Below are 15,824 nucleotides of genomic sequence, written 5' to 3' on the forward strand. Positions count from 1 at the left end.
GTTTTTTATTGCGAACCGACTACTGCGTGTCCGCCTCGCGCAAGGTCTGTGTCACCGGACGTTTCAGCACCCCACGCAGACTCCACCAGCCCGCCATCAAGGCCAGCAAGGCCCCAACCAAGAGCGTGACCAGCGGTACCCAGGCATTCAGCGACCACGCAAAGCCGAACACATAACGCGCCAACAGCCCGCCCAGCAGCAGTGCAAGCAGCCCGGCCAGCAAGCCAGCCAGCGAGCCCACACCCAGCAATTCGGCACGTTGCACCTGTGCCAGCAATTGCGAGCTGGCGCCCAGGGCCCGCATCAAGGCGAACTCGCGGGTCCGCGCCTCGCGCGTGCTGTTGACGCTGGCCAACAGCACCACCAACCCGGTGGCCAGGGAAAAGGCGAACAGATATTGCACCGCCTGAATGACCTGATTCAACACGCCCTGCACTTGATTCAGCTGCGCCGACACATCGACAACCGTGGCATTCGGAAACTCGCGGCCGATGGCGCGGTCGAGTGCATCACCTGGCGGGCCGCGGAAGGCCGCCACAAAGGTACGCGGCAGCTCGGGCATGTCGGCTCGCGGAAACAGCACAAAGAAATTCACCCGCATCGAGGCCCAATCGACCTTGCGCAGGCTGCTGATGCGCCCTTCCACCGAGGCACCAGCCACCTCGAACCGCAAGGTGTCGCCGAGCTTCAGGCCCAGCGTGGTGGCCAGTCCCTCCTCGACGCTCAAGCCATCTTGTTCGTCATTCACCCATTGCCCGCCGATCACCTGGCTTTGCTCGGGCAAACGCTCCGAATGACTGAGATTGAACTCGCGCTCCACCAATCGCTTGGCCCGGTCATCGCTGAACTTCTGCGGCCCGATCTCTTTCCCATTGATAGCAATCAGGCGGCCGCGGATCATGGGATAGAAGTCATAACGCGCCACGCCCACTGAAGCCAAACGCGCACGAAAGTCCGTCGCCTGATCGGGCTGAATATTGATCACAAAGCGATCCGGTCCATTCGCCGGCGTGGCCGCGCGCCAACTGTCGATCAGATCCGTACGCAAAAGCACCAGCAAGGCCAACGCCAACAAGCCGACGGCCAAGGACGAGACCTGCACCACGGCAAACACCGGCCGAGCCGCCACTTGGCGCGTGGCCAACAAGAGCCAGCGCGGCACGGCGACCGCGCCACCACTCAAGGGCACCAGCCGCCGCAAGAGCAGCACCGCGCCCCAGGCCAACAAGGCAAACAGCAGCACCGCGACGCCAAAGCCACCGGCCGCGATCAGACCGAGACGCAGGTCACCGGCGAGCACCTGCAAAATTGCAGCGAAGCCGATCACCCCGGCCCCCAGCACCAGGAGCGAACCGGCATTCAAGGAGCCCAGGTCGCGCCGGATCACCCGCAAGGCCGGCACGGCGGCCAATTGCAGCACCGGCGGAAGGCCAAATCCGAGCAGCAAGCTCATACCCAGGCCCAAGCCCAAGGCGGCCGGCCACCAGCCAGGATTAGGCAGGGTGACATTCAGCAGACCCGCCAACAACTCAACAAAGACGAAATGCAAAGCCAAGCCAGCCGCCACACCCAGCAGGCTGGCGACCAGGCCAGCGATGGCGAACTCCAGGCCATAGGTCCAGGCAATACGCCTTTGCGGCTGACCCAGCACGCGCAGCATGGCGCAGTCATCCAAATGACGGGCGGCAAAATCACGTGCAGCCAAGGCCACCGCCACGGCGGCCAGCAAGGCCGCCAGCATGGCCACCAGATTCAAGAACTTGCTCGCACGGTCCAAGGTCTGGCGCATTTCGGGCCGGCCACTTTCGAGCGAATCGAGCCGCACACCGCGCCAGCCCGAGCGTTCGATCAAGGCCAGGGCTTGCCGGTTAAAGTCCGCCACCCGCTGGGCCGCCCGCCCATCGCCGGGCTTGCTTGCCACAGCCAGGCGATAGCTAACGCGGCTGGCCGCTTGCACCAAGCCAGTGGCCGCCAGATCAGACTCCGCCAACATCAGGCGCGGCGCAAAGTTCAAAAACCCGGCGCCTCGGTCGGGCTCGCTGGCGATAACACCAGCGATTCGCAAGGTGCTTTCGCCCAGTTGCAAGCGATCACCCAGGCTCAGCCCCAGCCCCGTCAACACACCGGGGTCGACCCACACCTCACCCGCCGCAGGTGCCGCTACGGCGCGCCCATCCGCCAGTTGCAGCCGTCCGCGCAGGGGGTAAATCGCCCCCACCGCCTTCACAGCCACCAAACGACTGGCCCCGCCCTGGGCCTCGGACGCGCGCGCCATGCTGGCGAAGTTGGCGCTCCCCACCCGCATCAGCCCCAAGTCATCGGCCAGTGTCAGCAAGGCTTGCGGCGTTTCTTGATCGCTGATCAGCACCGCATCGCCGCCCATCAGCTGTGCTGCATCGCGGCGCAAGCCCTGGTCAAGCCGGTCCGACATAAAGCTGACCGCGCAGACGGCCGCCACCGCCAGCCCCACGGCCAGCATCAACAAGCGCAACTCGCCGGCCCGCCAATCACGCCAAAGTTGCCGCCAGGCCATGCGAAGGACACTGGGCGCCTGCAAGCCTTGGGGCCGATGCGTTAGGGCGACGGTAGAGGTCTCAATGCTGGATGTGCTCATGCTCCGCACTGTAGCGACTCCGCCGTGACGCTGCCGGTCGCATGCAAATGTCCTGAACGTCGCGTTCAATCGATTGCCACCGCAGATGTGCGCAAGCCGCATCCAATAGGGCCATCATGACGCTCACCCATACACAAGCCTCGCACTTCCCGCCCTTATTCATTTCACATGGTTCGCCGATGACGGCACTGGAGCCCCGCGAAGCCGGCAGCTTCATGCAAGCGCTGGGTCGCAGTCTCGATCAGGGTTTTGGTAGACCCCGCGCCATCGTGAGTATTTCGGCCCATTGCCTGGCATCGCAGCCCACTTTGTGGAGCGGATCTCAACACCGCGCCATCTATGACTTTGGCGGCTTTGATCCTCTGCTGCGCAGCCTGCGCTATGACGCGGCCGGGGCACCCGGCTTAGCGTCTGAAGTCCTTGCATTGGCCAGCCAGGCTGGCCAAACCATACAAAGCCGTTCGCAAGGGGGCCTGGACCACGGCGCGTGGACGCCCCTGCGCTACCTTTACCCACATGCCGATGTGCCCGTGCTGCCCTTGGCCTTTGCGCCTCTGGCAAGCCCCGCCGAACAGTTTGCGCTGGGCGCCCTGCTGGCGCCGTTGGCGGCGACTGGCGTCTTGATCATTGCCAGCGGCAGCATCACCCATAACCTCGGCCTGGTGTTCGGCGCAGGTGGCCCGCGTCCAGCCATTGACGCGCCGGAAATTGCGGCCTCGGCGGCCTTCCGCAACTGGTTGTTGGCCCGCAGTGCCGCGCTCGACTGGCCGGCGCTGCTCGACTACCGCAGACAAGCCCCCTATGCCGAATCCATGCACCCGACCGACGAACATCTCTTGCCCTGGTTCATCGCCGCCGGCGCCGGCGGTTCTAACGACGCACCCCAGCGCATTCACGCCAGCCTCACCTTCGGCGCCCTGGGCATGGACGCCTACGCCTTCGGTCCACAAGCTCAGTCGCTAGCGCGAACTCTCTGCGCCGACGCGCCCCTATAATCCCCGCCATGCGGGTGTAGTTCAATGGTAGAACTTCTGCTTCCCAAGCAGATAGCGTGGGTTCGATTCCCATCACCCGCTCCAGATGACCGAATCACAACGATTCAGACCCTATCAAGCCCCTAAGTAAATCAACGACTTAGGGGCTTTTTTACGTCAGGACGGATCACAACGGGGCTTTACAGCGCAGAGCAGGCCGGGGAACAATGCGGGGAACAGACCGGGACACCGGGACAAATCGGGGCAACAGTTCCCCGGTTTACGTTCCCCGGTTTCCCGCCCACTCCCCCGGAGATTCCGCCATGCTGACGAATGCCGACTGCCTCAACGCAACTTGCCCACCAGAGCTGAAGCGGCGGCGCTTGACCGATGGCGCGGGCCTCTACCTGGAGGTATCGCCCAACGGGGCAAAGCGCTGGTTTTGGAAGTTCTACCCTGATGGCAAAGAATCCCGGCTGGCGCTGGGCAGCTACCCAGAGGTGACACTGAAGGCCGCACGGCTTGCGCGCGATGAGGCCCGTAAGACCCGGCAGAGCGGCGTCAACCCGGTGCAAAAGCGCAAGGCCGACAAGATCGCGAAGGCCGCCAGCAATGCAACCACCTATGAGACCGTGGCGCGGGAGTTCCACGGCACCAAGGCCGAGGGCTGGAGCGAAGGCCACGCAACCAAGTGGATTCGCATGAATGAGCTTTACTTGTTCCCCGAAATTGGCAGCTTGCCCCTGGATTCAATCAAGGCCCCTGCCCTGCTGGCTGCACTTCGCAAAGTGGAGGCAAAAGGCATCCTCAGCACGGCACAAGACCTTCAGGCGATGGCGGGCCAAGTGTTCCGCTATGGCGTCCAGACTGGCCGATGCGAGCGCAACCCGGTGGCAGACCTTCAAGGCGCGTTGAAGCCGCACATTGCCAAGAACTTCTCAGCAGTCCTAGACCCCGTAGAGGCTGGCGCTTTGCTGCGGGCCATTGACGGCTACACCGGCCAACCCACAACTGTGGCGGCGCTGAAGCTGTCGGCCCTGTTCTTTCAGCGACCGGGGAACATTCGTGCAATGGAGTGGGCATGGGTTGACCTGGACGGCGCAATGCTCACGATCCCGGCCAAGAGTATGAAAAGCTCCAAGCAAGAGAAAGCCAACGGCAAGGCCCATCTAGTACCCCTGGCACGGCAAGCTATCGAAGTTCTGAAGGCCATCAAACCGCTCACCGGGCATGGGCGCTATGTGTTCCCCGGCGCAAGGAGCAGCGCACGCCCCATGAGCGATGGAACCATCAATGCAGCCTTGCGCAGAATGGACTACGGCAACGACGAGCATGTAGCGCACGGCTTCCGAGCAATGGCCCGCACGATGCTGGCAGAGCGCATTGAAGGCTTCCCCGAAGGCATGGTGGAGGCGCAGTTAGGGCACGGCAAAAAAGGCCCGTTGGGCAGCGCTTATGACCGCGCCGAGTGGGCAGAGCAGCGCCGCCAGATGATGCAGACATGGGCCGACTATCTCGACCAACTGCGGGCCGGTGCTCAGATCATCCCGATCAAGGCGGCTTGACCCACTGCACAATCCAGTTTCGCTGCGCCTAGGCTGATCCCCGAAAACCCGTTCCCTGACGGACTGGCGCGGCACCTATCAAACAGGGGTGCATGAGGGATGCATGAGTAGCCGAGCATTGGGACCAAATGGTCTTTTGAACAAGTCATTTACCGCGTTTGTTGTTTCCGCAGCGTGCGCCTTCACCGCAACGTTCTTGGTCAAGCAATACCTGCCCGAGCTCTACGAAAGTAAGAAGTCCTTCTTTCAGGCACTTGTAACCACTATTCCGATACTGGTTTTGTTGATGGACTTGGCTGTCCGTATTTGGGTTTACCTCTTCAGGCTGGCCAATTTTGTGCAGGTTACGCGCGACTACTCGGTAAGCAACATCGAGCATTTACGACTTCGAATTGCCGAGCTAACGCCGCCGGGGAACAAGGACGAAACCGAGAGCGATGCCCCTGCACCGGACGCGAATGTTCCTAGGCCAAACGATCAGATTGAGCGCCCGCTAAGCACAAAGGAGCGCAACACCTTGCTTAGGTTGGTGGCCGGGATGGCTATTGACTCCTATGGATTTGACCCAAAAGCCGCAAGAAGCAGCACAGCTAGGCAAATTGCCGAGGATCTTGCAAGGCATGGAATCAACATCGACGAGGACACGGTGCGGAATTACCTGAAGGAAGCCAAAGCCACCATCCTGCCCGCAAACCCGCGCCAATCATAGAGTTCAACCCGAATTCGGTTTCAAAACACAGGCATTTCGGTAACCGAAAACCGAGTTCGGGCACAAATAGGAAGCTACTCACCAAAGTTGAGCCATCCCAACCAGGAAGGCTCACATGGAAGCACCAAAGCACCTAGGAAAACAGACCCGCTCAGAGCAGCCACTTCACGCGCTGCAACTCCCTGACGCGCTGCTGAAAATGCAGACCGTCACCCAGGCCACGGGCCTATCGTCTGCAACCATCTACCGCAAAGTCGCCGCTGGCGAATTGCCGATTGTGAAGATGGGCAAGCGCTGCACCCGCTTTCGCGCAGCCGATGTGCGGGCATTTATTCAAGCCCAAAGGGTGGCAGCATGACCGCCGGCCCCATCGACGACGCCCGGCTGCAAGCCTTGTACGCGATCCGCGACCGACACCAGGGCGACTCAACAGCGCCGCAGAAAGCGCGGCTGCTGGAGACGCTGCAAACGCTGGGCCACTGCACAACCTTCGAGGCGTCGCGCTATCTGGACATTTACGACCCGAGGGCGCGCAAGCTCAATCTGGTGAAGGCCGGTTTTGAAATCACCACCACCTGGCGCACAGTCGAAACCGAATCGGGCGAGCTACACCGCGTTGGCGTGTATTCGCTGGCAAGGGGTGCCCAATGATGGCCGCAAAGACAAATGCCCTGGCCGGTGGAGCGGCGCAGGGCATCGAGCAAGAGCAAGTCTTTGCAGTCGCAGGGGAATGTAGCAGCGCCAGCGCCGAGGGTAAAGCCTTTGAGCTTGTGGATTGCCAAACGGAGCGCCGAGCAGATACCCGTCTACTTGCGCGCCATCTCGGAATTGGGCATCGCCCCGTCATGGCCTTGATTGACCGCTACGCCGAGAAGTTCAAAGCCGCAGGAAAGCTGCTTTTTAAAAAAGCACCTTCGGCCAAAGGTCAAGCCGTCCGGTTTGCCCTCTTGAACGAGGATCAGGCGAACTTTCTACTGTCCCTTTCCCGGAACTCAGAGCGCACGGTAAGCCTCAAGCTGAAGCTGACACAGGCTTTTGGCGAATACCGCCGAGCAGCCGAAATGCGGCGGGCCGAGTACCTGCCCGGCTATCACGCAGCCCACAAGACCATTCAAGACTTGGCCGCAGGTTCTGAGAATGAGCGATTCGTTCACATGAACTTCAATCGGCTGGTCAACAAGGTGGCGGGCATTGACGCGGGCCAGCGATCCAGCGCGCCAGTCCCTCAGCAGGCCCTCTTGATCGTTGCGCAAAGCATGGCAGCACAGGCCATGCAGGGGGCCGCCGATCACAAAGACGGCTACAGCCGAGCCAAAAGGGTGTTGGAGCCACTTGCAGCACTCATGCAGGCCCAGGTAACCCCGCAGCTTACAGGGCCGCAGAAGGGCAGCGATGGCTAACGGGCGCAATGGCCGCAACAAGGCCCCGTCAGGCCGCGATTCTGGCGGGTTCGCTGCCATCCCTTGGGCAGTGCTTGATTGCCCCGCCTACGCCCTTTTAAGCCACACCGCACGGTCTTTGCTAATGGAGATTGCCCGCCAGTATGTGAGGGACAACAACGGGCGACTACTCACAAGCCAAGCCTACCTAGGCAAACGCGGCTGGAAGTCTGCCGATGTGATTCGACGAGCCAAGCAAGAGCTGATAGACGGCGGGTTTATCTGCGAGATGGTTAAGGGGCACCGCCCAAACAAGGCCAGTTGGTACGCGATCACTTGGCAAACACTCGACCGACACCCCGGCTTTGATCCTGGCGCGGCGGCGGCTTTCGAGCGCGGGGCATATCGCAAAACACCGGAAAACAAAAACGCACCCCTTACACCTTCTCACGGAGCAGAGAGGCCCGCAATAGCACCTTCTCACGGAGCAGAGAGGCCCCCGCCTACACCTTCTCACGGAGCAATAGAGGCCGTTTCTGGTGTTCTCTCTACACCTTCTCACGGAGACCATCTAGATAAACCATCTGCTGTATTGAAAAGGGAGACAGCAAGGCCAGCAGCGCCAGCACCAACGGCCAGCACCGACACAGCCGAAGAGTGCGAACTTTGCGAACTTGAGCGAGTGCGGGAATGCGATCAAGACCCGGCCTTGTGGGATGAGGCAATCGGCGGCTATCGGAAGGCACCGCCTAAGCCTGCAAGACGCGCAAGGGCTGGCGCTGAACGGTGGGTGAAAGAGGCGCTATCGGCAACCAGCGCAAACCGGCGCTCGATAACCGGCTGAAGGCTTCAAGGCGGCGAATCCAATACCAGGGAAAGGAGGAAATTCGCAAAAGACCCGCCAGTAAAGTACAGCGAATTACTGAGGCCGCATCGGGCAACTGGTGCGGCTTTTCCATTCAGGCGACGGCTCACTTTTGAGCCGACAGTTTGCCGGTCTAAAAACAATGGCGAAAGCAGAAAGCTCTAGGCCCAGGCGCAACAGCCTGCAACAAGAACGCAACAGCCAAGCAGCAAGGTTTCAGCAAGGGTGCCGCCAATTCCGCGCACGCGCGCGAGGACTGCGCACCGAGGCCGCCTACGGCTAGCAAGGGCATGGACTCTCAAACCCTGGCGGGTCAAGGCTCAGGGGCTCACCCCGGTTTAAATAACGGGCAAAAAACGGACAGGCCACAAAGCTATCGGCGTCTTTCGACATCATGGCAAGTTCGCGCGCGAGGCTGACAAATACGGCGGGTATCGCAGCCCATGCCATTTTCAAAGGCCGGGAAAGGCAATTCGGAGCAATACGCGCACGCGCGCGAGGGCTGGCGCTGCTGGTGGGCATCGAGGCCGAGCTATGGCACACTGTCCCCGTCGCTGCACATCAGCGATGCGAGTTTGGCGACTCGGTTTCAATAGGCGCAGCAGCCGCGCCACCTTTGGAGGGATAGCGGCTTTTTTACGTCCGCGTAATGCTGCGCGCATGGCCCCATCAATGGCGGGCCGTGTGGGGACACCCTCGCGGGTGTGCCGGTTCCTATTGCCGGTTCGCCAACCCCGCACGGTCTGCCGCCCCTTTGTTTGGCGACGAAGAGCGGTAGGTTCAAAACCTGTTCAATAGGAGCCATCATGGCTAACGCCACTCAACCCAACGCCCACGCCGACACGACTAGCAATCCCGAGCCAACCCAGCAACAGGCGCGCGAGATGGTCGTGAAAATGCATACCGCTTGGGGCTTCGCTTCGATTTATGGCACCCGAGCCCAGCTAGAGGAAGAAGGCATCATCCCCCAGGACATTAAATGGCCTGAGGGTGTAGACCGGGTTCACTGGGTGGCTGGCAAATGCCGCTTCAGACTGAGCCGCCATAGGCCAGAGGGGCTGAAAGGCCCAATGAAGGTTTGGGCGCACGGCGATTGGTGGGAGTTGTTCTGGATGGAGGCAAACAGCGACAGTCAAACTAGGACTATCCAGAGAAAGAAGGCAGAGCTGGAAAGAGAGCTACACAAGCAATCAGCACCGGGAAGGTACGAAAGCGAACTACAGAGCCGAAGATTCTTCAGGGCGTCATGCGACAAAGCGTTTCAAGCCTTCAAGGCCAAGGTTCCCGGCTTGATTCCACCAAAGCGCACAAGGAAAGCAGCGCCAGCCGCCTAAATCGGCCTAAGCAATTCCTAAACCTCCCGAGGCCCGCCAATATGCGGGCTTTGTTGTTTCTGGAAGGCTCACCCCATGAGCGACCCACCGGTGACCATCCAAGGCATGAAAACTGCTGAATATTGGTTTTGGAAGATGCGGAGCGAAACCACCGGGAAGGTGCAGCGCTCACCCTGTCGTTTTACTGAAGCTGAGGCTCTGAGCCGCGACCCCCAGGCTATCCAGGTTCCTGGCACATGCGAGGTTCGCACCTTGCCCACCAGCCCCGAGGAATTCCGGGCAATGCTGCCTTCTTCGATATTCGGCAATCCTTAAAACTGTCGGCGTCTGTCGAAAGCGGATCAATACGCGCGCGCGAGGCTGCGTTTTGTCAGGCCCTAAAGGCTGACCAGTAAGCGCGCGTGAGGCCCACACTTCCCCAGGCGCAGACCGTCGCCTAAATTGACTTTGCAGGGCCGCAGATGCAGCCGCTAGGGCGCGCAGGCCGCGAGAGTTCCCGACGGGGAGTTCTGAGCGATCCGGCCCTGCCCTTTCGAGCGGCGACGGGATGGAAAGGCATAGCTCTAGCGCAGCACACCACCAGCGCCAGCAGCAAGGGCGAATAGCGAACAAAGCCCAAAAAGAGGGGGTAGCACATGTAAAACCGGGGAACAAACCGGGGAACAAATTCAACTCAACCCATAACGAAGCCCGTAACTACGGGACTTACAGCCATTTTTTAGACTCCCATCACCCGCTCCACCGGATACAAGAATTAGCGCAAGGCCCGGGTCCTCTCGGGCCTTTTTTATTGGCTTGCGTTTACAGATCGGCAAGCGACTGGTCACTGGCCAGATGTGTCGCATTCATCTCCGCTGTAAGCATTCGTTAGCGCGGACCAATTGCAGACCAATCACCCTCACAATCGCGCCTTCTTTGATAGAGGGGGATAGCGATGAAGATGTGGAAGTTCCTGCCTATGGCGCTTGGCGCACTGGTGACCTTGACACAGGCCCGGCCGGCCTGGGCGCATGGCTATATCAGCGTGCCCGAGTCACGCAACGCCTTGTGTCGCAGTGGTGGCAACAGTGCTTGCGGCGCCATTCAGTGGGAGCCTCAGAGCTTGGAGGGTCCATCGGGCTTCCCAGACCGAGGGCCTGCAGATGGCCAATTGGCGAGCGCCGGGCTGGTGCAGTTTTCGCCGATGGACGAGCAAACGGCCACGCGCTGGACCAAGCGCGCCATGCAAGCCGGCGCGCAGTCTTTCAGTTGGACCTTTACCGCCAATCATGTGACGCGCAACTGGCGCTACTACATCACCAAGCAAGGCTGGAACCCAAACCTTCGCCTCAGTCGAGCCGCCTTTGAGAGCCAGCCTTTTTGCGTGGTCGATGGCGGCATGCGTCAGCCGGCCAAGGTGGTGACGCATCAATGCCAGGTGCCCCAGCGCAACGGCTATCAGCTGATTTTGGGCGTTTGGGAAGTGGGTGACACCCCCAACAGTTTCTACAACATCGTCGATGCGATGTTCCAAGACGGCGGACCAACGCCCCCGGTGCCGCCGGTGGCGAACTGGTTGCCCAAGGGCACCATTTTTCCCTCGGTGGACCTGAAGGCCGGTGACAAAGTGGCCACACGCGTGTTCGACGCCAATGGCGAGCGTGCGGACCTGCAGACTCGCGTTGCCATCAACACCGACGCCGAAGGCGAGCGCAACACCTGGCCCTATTTGCTAGCCAGCCGGGTGAATACCGAACAAGCCTTGTTGCGCGCCGGCCAGATGGCGGCCAACGGCACGATTGCCCCGGTGCAAGGACAAAACGAAGTGTTCGTGCGCAAGGACAGTGGCTTGCAACGCGTCGAGGTGCAAATCGACAAAGCTGCGCCACCCATTGGAGCCGACTTGTGGGTGGCAGGTTTGGCCGCGCAGCATGTCATCCCCAGTGCCGGCCCGCTCAACCTGAGCTTCACGCTCACCGCCGTCGGCGAGATCGAGGTCAATGCCAGCGTCTTTGATCACGGCGGCCAAACCAAGGGTGTGGCCACGGCCAAGCTCAATAACAGCGGCCAAGCCTTGCGCATCACGGTCGACAAGGCGCTGCCCGGCCACCATCAGTTGGTGATCAAGGGCGTGGTCAAAGGCAGCGGTGCCTTGATTCAGAAGACCTATGACCTGATGTTTGTCTCGGGTGAGCCTCAGCCGCCCCAACCCGGCAGCTACGACTACCGCTTCCCGGACGGGCTGAAGAACTACAAGGCGGGCACCCGCGTGCTGCAGCCCAAGAACGGCCTCGTTTACACCTGCCGAGCTTGGCCGAACAACGGCTATTGCACGCAATGGAGCACGGGCGCCTCGCACTTTGAACCGGGCCTGGGCAGCCACTGGCCAGAAGCCTGGATCGCGCGCTAACTCCGCGTGAGGACGGCACAGCACGGCGTAAGCCGGGCTGCGCCGTACCGTCCTCTTTCGTGCTCAGGCCTTACTTCGAGTCAGGCGCGGCCGAATGACCGTACATGACTCGGAGGCGCCCAATCACCAACTCTTGCGCTCCACAATGCGGCGGCCGCCATCGACAAATCGCCCGTGCAACTCATCAATGTCCTCACGCATGCGCTCGGCATGCGCCTTGGGCAGGTGCTGCCCATGGTGGGCCAAGGTTGCACGAGCCAGGTTGATGATGCGCATATTCAGGCTCGCTTGCGCCAACGCCAACAAGGCCTCGAGTGTGCGCTGATGCTGCTTGCTGACCAAATGCGACATGGCCTCGCGGGCGGCTTCGTTGATTTGAGAGGCGGCCTTGTGAACGGCGGACTCCAAGGACATCAAGGGCGAGGCGGCCATTTCAAGCAAGCGGGTGCGCGGGCGTGAAATGGCATAGCGCCGCGCCGCCCGCTCGGCCCATGGCAAGGCTTCCGGAATGCCCTGCTGGCCTGCGCAGCGGGCCAGCAACTGCAGCAAATTGCTGGCCATCTCAAAGGTAAATTCGGGGTTATCGAGCTGCGAGCCGAGCCTGGCCAAGCCAGCAAGGGCAGCGTCTTGGCGTCGCAGAATCAAGGCCAGCGCGCATTCCAGCGTCAGTTGCAGCGTCTGCAGACGAAAGCTGTAAGCCGGGTAGCGCGCCACCGCCTCTTGCAAGCACTTGAGGGCTCGCTCGCACTCATCGGCATCGGCTTGATCAATACAGGCAATGCCCAGCGCCACCACACCTTGATAGTCCAAGGTCCGCGAAAACTGCCCGATGCTGAGCGCTGCGCCCAAATGCTTGGCGGCCGCATCGCTGTAACCGAGAAACAACTGCAGGGAGCCGAGCTTTTGCAGGCGGGCCACATTGCCCGGTGTGATCTGCACCGCCTTGCCGAACATCTCCACGGCGGCAGCAAAGTCCATCTCCTCCAGCAAGGCACGGCCGTAGACATCATAGGCGTCGACATAAGCGGGGTTCTCGGCCAGCAAAGTCTCTAGCGTTCGACAAGCCACCTGCGTATCGGCATTGGCCAGATCAATTTTGGCCAGACCCAGCCGGGCCCAGGGAACCGCTTTGAAGGCCAAAAGCGCCTCAAACATGCGCCTCGCTGCATCGATCTGCCCTAAGCGCAAATAGAGCTCGGAGCCAATCCGCGCCGCGTAAACCTTGTAGGTGCTGCTGACCGCAAAAATGGCCTCACAGAGTTGCGCTGCGGCCGCGAAATTACCCGCCTCGATGGCGGCAAACACCTCACGCAAAGCATGCTTGCGCTCAAGGATGACCTCTAGCCGCTCCTCGAATTGACGGGCGGTAAAGGGCTTGAGCAGGTAGTCGTCGAGCGCGCCTTCGACGGCATCCGCCACGTGATGGTAGCGCGCCTCATCGGTCACCATGATGAAGACGGTTTGCATCGGCAGGCCCTTGGCCTGGCGCAATTCGTCCAGCAGATCTTGGCCGGTCAGGTCGTGCGAGCTTTGGCGCGAGAAATGGAAGTCGGTGATGATGATGTCGTAGGCCGGCGAAGCATCCTTGATCATGCGTCGCGCGGCCTCGGGTCGGCGGGCCGAATGCACATGCTGCAGGCCGATGTCGCGCAGCATGGTGCTGAGCACCGAGCGCGTCAGTTCACCTTCATCAATGATCAGGGCCCGCAAGCGACTGGCATCCATGCCGCCCGGCAGGCCACGCAGCAGTTTTTGCACTGGCGCCCTCTCCTCTGGTCAGGCTTGATTGTCGGTCAGCACAACAAGAGCGTCACGCTTGACGCGGAACTGGCCAGGCACATGCCCGACTTATCTGCGCACAATTCGACCAGATTGGATTTGCTGCGCCGCCTGCGGGTTCTCGCTCAACCACTCGACCATGGCATCGATGTCCACACCAATGCTGACCCGATCAGTGCCTTGGCGCAGCACGCCTTGCCCATCACCGCCCTCGGCCATGAAGTTATTCACCACCAGGCGGTAGCGACGCGACTCGTCCAGTGCCTGGCCGCCGACGCTGACTTCACCCAGTTGGGCCACACCATCCGGCCCCTGGCTCCATTGATAGCGCAAGCTGCTGGAAACCTGCAGCAGGCGCGCCGGCGCATCGCCCTTGGGCAGTTGCCGCTGCAGCAGCTCGCGCAGCTGCGCGCCGCTGATCGTCATCACCACCAACTCATTGGCGAACGGTTGAATGGCGAACAGATCGCTCATCGTCACCGGCCGGCCGGCCTCCACCGTCAGGTCGGCGCGAATGCCGCCGGGGTTCATCAAGGCCAGATCGGCCGGGCCTCGCTTCTTGGCATAGGCCAGTTGCGAATCGGCCACCAAGTTGCCCAAGGTCGAATCACCAAACGGCGCAGAAGCGTTGCGCTGGGCGCCCTGCGCCAGTTGCGCCACCGGCTTGTTACGCACGGCGGCCGTCAATTCGGCGGCCCGCTGTACCAGGGCCACGAAGGCCGGATTGGGTGCATACACCGACTGCAACACCGGGTGATTCACCGCCTCGGCGCTGAGCACCTTGCCCTGCGCATCCAAGCTCAAGCGGCTTTCCGTGACCCAACCGCCATAACTGCCAGCCTGCACGAGCAGGCGGCCGTTGATCTTGCAGGTGTAGGCCTGATGGGTGTGGCCGCTGATGATGACAGCGTAAGCCGGGTCGAGACGCTTGGCCACATCGACCCCACGCCCCTGCAAGCCCGGGCAAGCATAGGTCGGATCATTGGCGCCGCCGGTGTGGGTGGCGCCCTCATGCATCACCGCCACCAGCAGCTGCGCCCCCTCGGCCCGCAGCTGCGGAATCAAGGCGTTAAGAGTGTCGGCTTCGTCGGCGAAACGCAGCCCGACAATGCTCTTGGGCACCACCACCATGGGGGTATCGCGCGTCACGGCGCCGACAAAGGCGACCTTGAATCCGGCCACTTCCTTGATGACATGGCTTGGCAACATCGCCTTGCCGGTCTGTGCATCTAATAGATTAGCCGCGAGGTAAGGAAAGCCTGGGCCTTTGAAGCCCGGCCAGACGCAGCCTTCAGCGGCACACTCGCCATTGGCCTTGCGCTGCAACTCGCGCAAGCCGGCATCCAACTCATGGTTGCCCAGCGCGCTGGCCACCAGTCCTAAGTCGCCCATGGCCGCCAGGGTGGGCTCATCTTTCAACAAGGACGACAACAAGGGCGACGCACCGATCAAATCGCCGGCCGCAACAAAAACACTGCTCTCGCGATTAGCCCGCAACTTGCTCATGGCCGAAGCCAGATGCGCAACACCCCCGGCCGCTTGGGGCTTGATCTCGCCGGTCTGCGCATCGGGCAAGCGAGGCATCAAGGGCGTCGGCGACTTGGGCTGGATATGGCCATGAAAGTCGTTGATCGAAAAAATTGTCAACTCACGTGGCGCAGCTTCTGCCGCCGGGTGGCTGGAGCTTACGGCGCAACCCTGCAAGACGCCCAGGCCCAACAGCGCCATGCCGGCCCAACCGCTGGGACGCAGCCAGTGCGGCACGGTCTCGCGCAGCAAAGTCTGTTGAATCGATTCGAAGGCTTTTGTCTTCATGAAAGCGTCAGCCCTGCGGCCGTGAAAATTCGGAACGATGAAAGACAGCCGCCCGGCAAGGGCGCCGCCACAACTGCCGTGGCACCTATTTTGTGCGCAGTGCGGATCGCCGACGAACAACTCGGACTTCCGCCAGCAGGCACCACCAAGATGGCTCGGGCGGCGGATCTTAGCGCCAGGAAATTGCCACCCGCCGCGGCCATCCTGTCGCAGGCATACAACAGCCGCGACAGCCCTCAAAAACCGTCACGGAACTTGAACAATGGCTTGTCACACTCCGAGCCGGAAGCGAATTACGCCTGCGCCATGTGTTTTTTTGTGGCTTCTCGGGTAAGTGCTAGGCAGCCTGAGTGCGTCAAGACGGGCAGACTTAGGCCTGATGACCTACTTGAGGGGTTTTC

Annotated in this window: 12 protein-coding genes and 1 tRNA gene; 10 read left to right on the forward strand and 3 right to left on the reverse strand. The window is 61.3% G+C overall.

The features are described 5' to 3' along the window. Positions 1 to 19 precede the first annotated feature (19 nt). The gene (locus WG899_RS09435; protein WP_339595423.1) at positions 20 to 2,533 is read right to left on the reverse strand and encodes an ABC transporter permease; all 2,514 of its coding nucleotides are present in this window, start codon (positions 2,531 to 2,533) and stop codon (positions 20 to 22) included. A gap of 197 nt (positions 2,534 to 2,730) precedes the next feature. Here WG899_RS09435 and WG899_RS09440 point away from each other — a divergent pair, with 197 nt between their 5' ends. The 10 genes from WG899_RS09440 to gbpA all read left to right on the forward strand — a co-directional run bounded on the left by WG899_RS09440 (position 2,731) and on the right by gbpA (position 11,829). Continuing rightward, positions 2,731 to 3,609, forward strand: coding sequence for a dioxygenase family protein (locus WG899_RS09440; protein ID WP_339595379.1), 879 nt, complete (start codon positions 2,731 to 2,733; stop codon positions 3,607 to 3,609). Positions 3,610 to 3,619: 10 nt separating this feature from the next. Next, positions 3,620 to 3,693, forward strand: a tRNA-Gly gene (locus tag WG899_RS09445). A gap of 122 nt (positions 3,694 to 3,815) precedes the next feature. Then, positions 3,816 to 5,153: a tyrosine-type recombinase/integrase gene (locus WG899_RS09450; protein ID WP_339595380.1), complete on the forward strand. Its 1,338-nt coding sequence runs from the start codon at positions 3,816 to 3,818 to the stop codon at positions 5,151 to 5,153. A 103-nt stretch (positions 5,154 to 5,256) separates the two neighbouring features. Next, complete coding sequence (locus WG899_RS09455; RefSeq protein WP_339595381.1) at positions 5,257 to 5,862, forward strand: hypothetical protein; 606 nt, start codon at positions 5,257 to 5,259, stop codon at positions 5,860 to 5,862. 115 nt (positions 5,863 to 5,977) lie between these two features. Continuing rightward, the gene (locus WG899_RS09460; protein ID WP_339595382.1) at positions 5,978 to 6,220 is read left to right on the forward strand and encodes a helix-turn-helix transcriptional regulator; all 243 of its coding nucleotides are present in this window, start codon (positions 5,978 to 5,980) and stop codon (positions 6,218 to 6,220) included. Next, positions 6,217 to 6,513, forward strand: a complete 297-nt coding sequence (locus tag WG899_RS09465; protein WP_339595383.1) for a helix-turn-helix domain-containing protein — start codon at positions 6,217 to 6,219, stop codon at positions 6,511 to 6,513. The genes WG899_RS09460 and WG899_RS09465 overlap by 4 nt, the downstream gene beginning before the upstream one ends. Next, positions 6,513 to 7,262, forward strand: a complete 750-nt coding sequence (locus tag WG899_RS09470) for a Rha family transcriptional regulator (RefSeq protein ID WP_339595384.1) — start codon at positions 6,513 to 6,515, stop codon at positions 7,260 to 7,262. The genes WG899_RS09465 and WG899_RS09470 overlap by 1 nt, the downstream gene beginning before the upstream one ends. Before the next feature lie 1,650 nt (positions 7,263 to 8,912). Beyond that, a complete protein-coding gene (locus WG899_RS09475; RefSeq protein ID WP_339595385.1) occupies positions 8,913 to 9,440 on the forward strand; it encodes a hypothetical protein in 528 nt (175 codons plus the stop codon). 75 nt (positions 9,441 to 9,515) lie between these two features. Continuing rightward, entirely contained in the window at positions 9,516 to 9,755 is a 240-nt protein-coding gene (locus tag WG899_RS09480; RefSeq protein ID WP_339595386.1) for a hypothetical protein, read from the forward strand. A gap of 619 nt (positions 9,756 to 10,374) precedes the next feature. Continuing rightward, positions 10,375 to 11,829, forward strand: a complete 1,455-nt coding sequence (gene gbpA / locus WG899_RS09485) for an N-acetylglucosamine-binding protein GbpA (RefSeq protein WP_339595387.1) — start codon at positions 10,375 to 10,377, stop codon at positions 11,827 to 11,829. A gap of 123 nt (positions 11,830 to 11,952) precedes the next feature. Here the strand turns inward: gbpA and WG899_RS09490 are convergent, their stop codons facing one another. Together WG899_RS09490 and WG899_RS09495 are read right to left on the reverse strand one after the other, a co-directional pair. Further along, positions 11,953 to 13,587, reverse strand: coding sequence for a response regulator (locus WG899_RS09490; protein WP_339595388.1), 1,635 nt, complete (start codon positions 13,585 to 13,587; stop codon positions 11,953 to 11,955). 90 nt (positions 13,588 to 13,677) lie between these two features. Then, positions 13,678 to 15,423 (reverse strand): bifunctional metallophosphatase/5'-nucleotidase, encoded by a 1,746-nt coding sequence (locus WG899_RS09495; protein WP_339595389.1) that lies wholly within the window; start codon positions 15,421 to 15,423, stop codon positions 13,678 to 13,680. Between the last annotated feature and the right edge of the window lie 401 nt (positions 15,424 to 15,824).

Origin of the sequence: Paucibacter hankyongi (assembly GCF_037482915.1) — a bacterium.
GTDB classification, from domain to species: Bacteria; Pseudomonadota; Gammaproteobacteria; order Burkholderiales; family Burkholderiaceae_C; genus Paucibacter_A; species Paucibacter_A hankyongi.

Excerpts from the sequence above, each read along its gene's own strand:
- WG899_RS09435 (WP_339595423.1), bottom strand. The coding sequence starts at position 2,533 with ATGGCCTGGCGGCAACTTTGGCGTGATTGGCGGGCCGGCGAGTTGCGC.
- WG899_RS09440 (WP_339595379.1), top strand. The coding sequence starts at position 2,731 with ATGACGCTCACCCATACACAAGCCTCGCACTTCCCGCCCTTATTCATT.
- WG899_RS09450 (WP_339595380.1), top strand. The coding sequence starts at position 3,816 with ATGCGGGGAACAGACCGGGACACCGGGACAAATCGGGGCAACAGTTCC.
- WG899_RS09455 (WP_339595381.1), top strand. The coding sequence starts at position 5,257 with ATGAGTAGCCGAGCATTGGGACCAAATGGTCTTTTGAACAAGTCATTT.
- WG899_RS09460 (WP_339595382.1), top strand. The coding sequence starts at position 5,978 with ATGGAAGCACCAAAGCACCTAGGAAAACAGACCCGCTCAGAGCAGCCA.
- WG899_RS09465 (WP_339595383.1), top strand. The coding sequence starts at position 6,217 with ATGACCGCCGGCCCCATCGACGACGCCCGGCTGCAAGCCTTGTACGCG.
- WG899_RS09470 (WP_339595384.1), top strand. The coding sequence starts at position 6,513 with ATGGCCGCAAAGACAAATGCCCTGGCCGGTGGAGCGGCGCAGGGCATC.
- WG899_RS09475 (WP_339595385.1), top strand. The coding sequence starts at position 8,913 with ATGGCTAACGCCACTCAACCCAACGCCCACGCCGACACGACTAGCAAT.
- WG899_RS09480 (WP_339595386.1), top strand. The coding sequence starts at position 9,516 with ATGAGCGACCCACCGGTGACCATCCAAGGCATGAAAACTGCTGAATAT.
- gbpA (WP_339595387.1), top strand. The coding sequence starts at position 10,375 with ATGAAGATGTGGAAGTTCCTGCCTATGGCGCTTGGCGCACTGGTGACC.
- WG899_RS09495 (WP_339595389.1), bottom strand. The coding sequence starts at position 15,423 with ATGAAGACAAAAGCCTTCGAATCGATTCAACAGACTTTGCTGCGCGAG.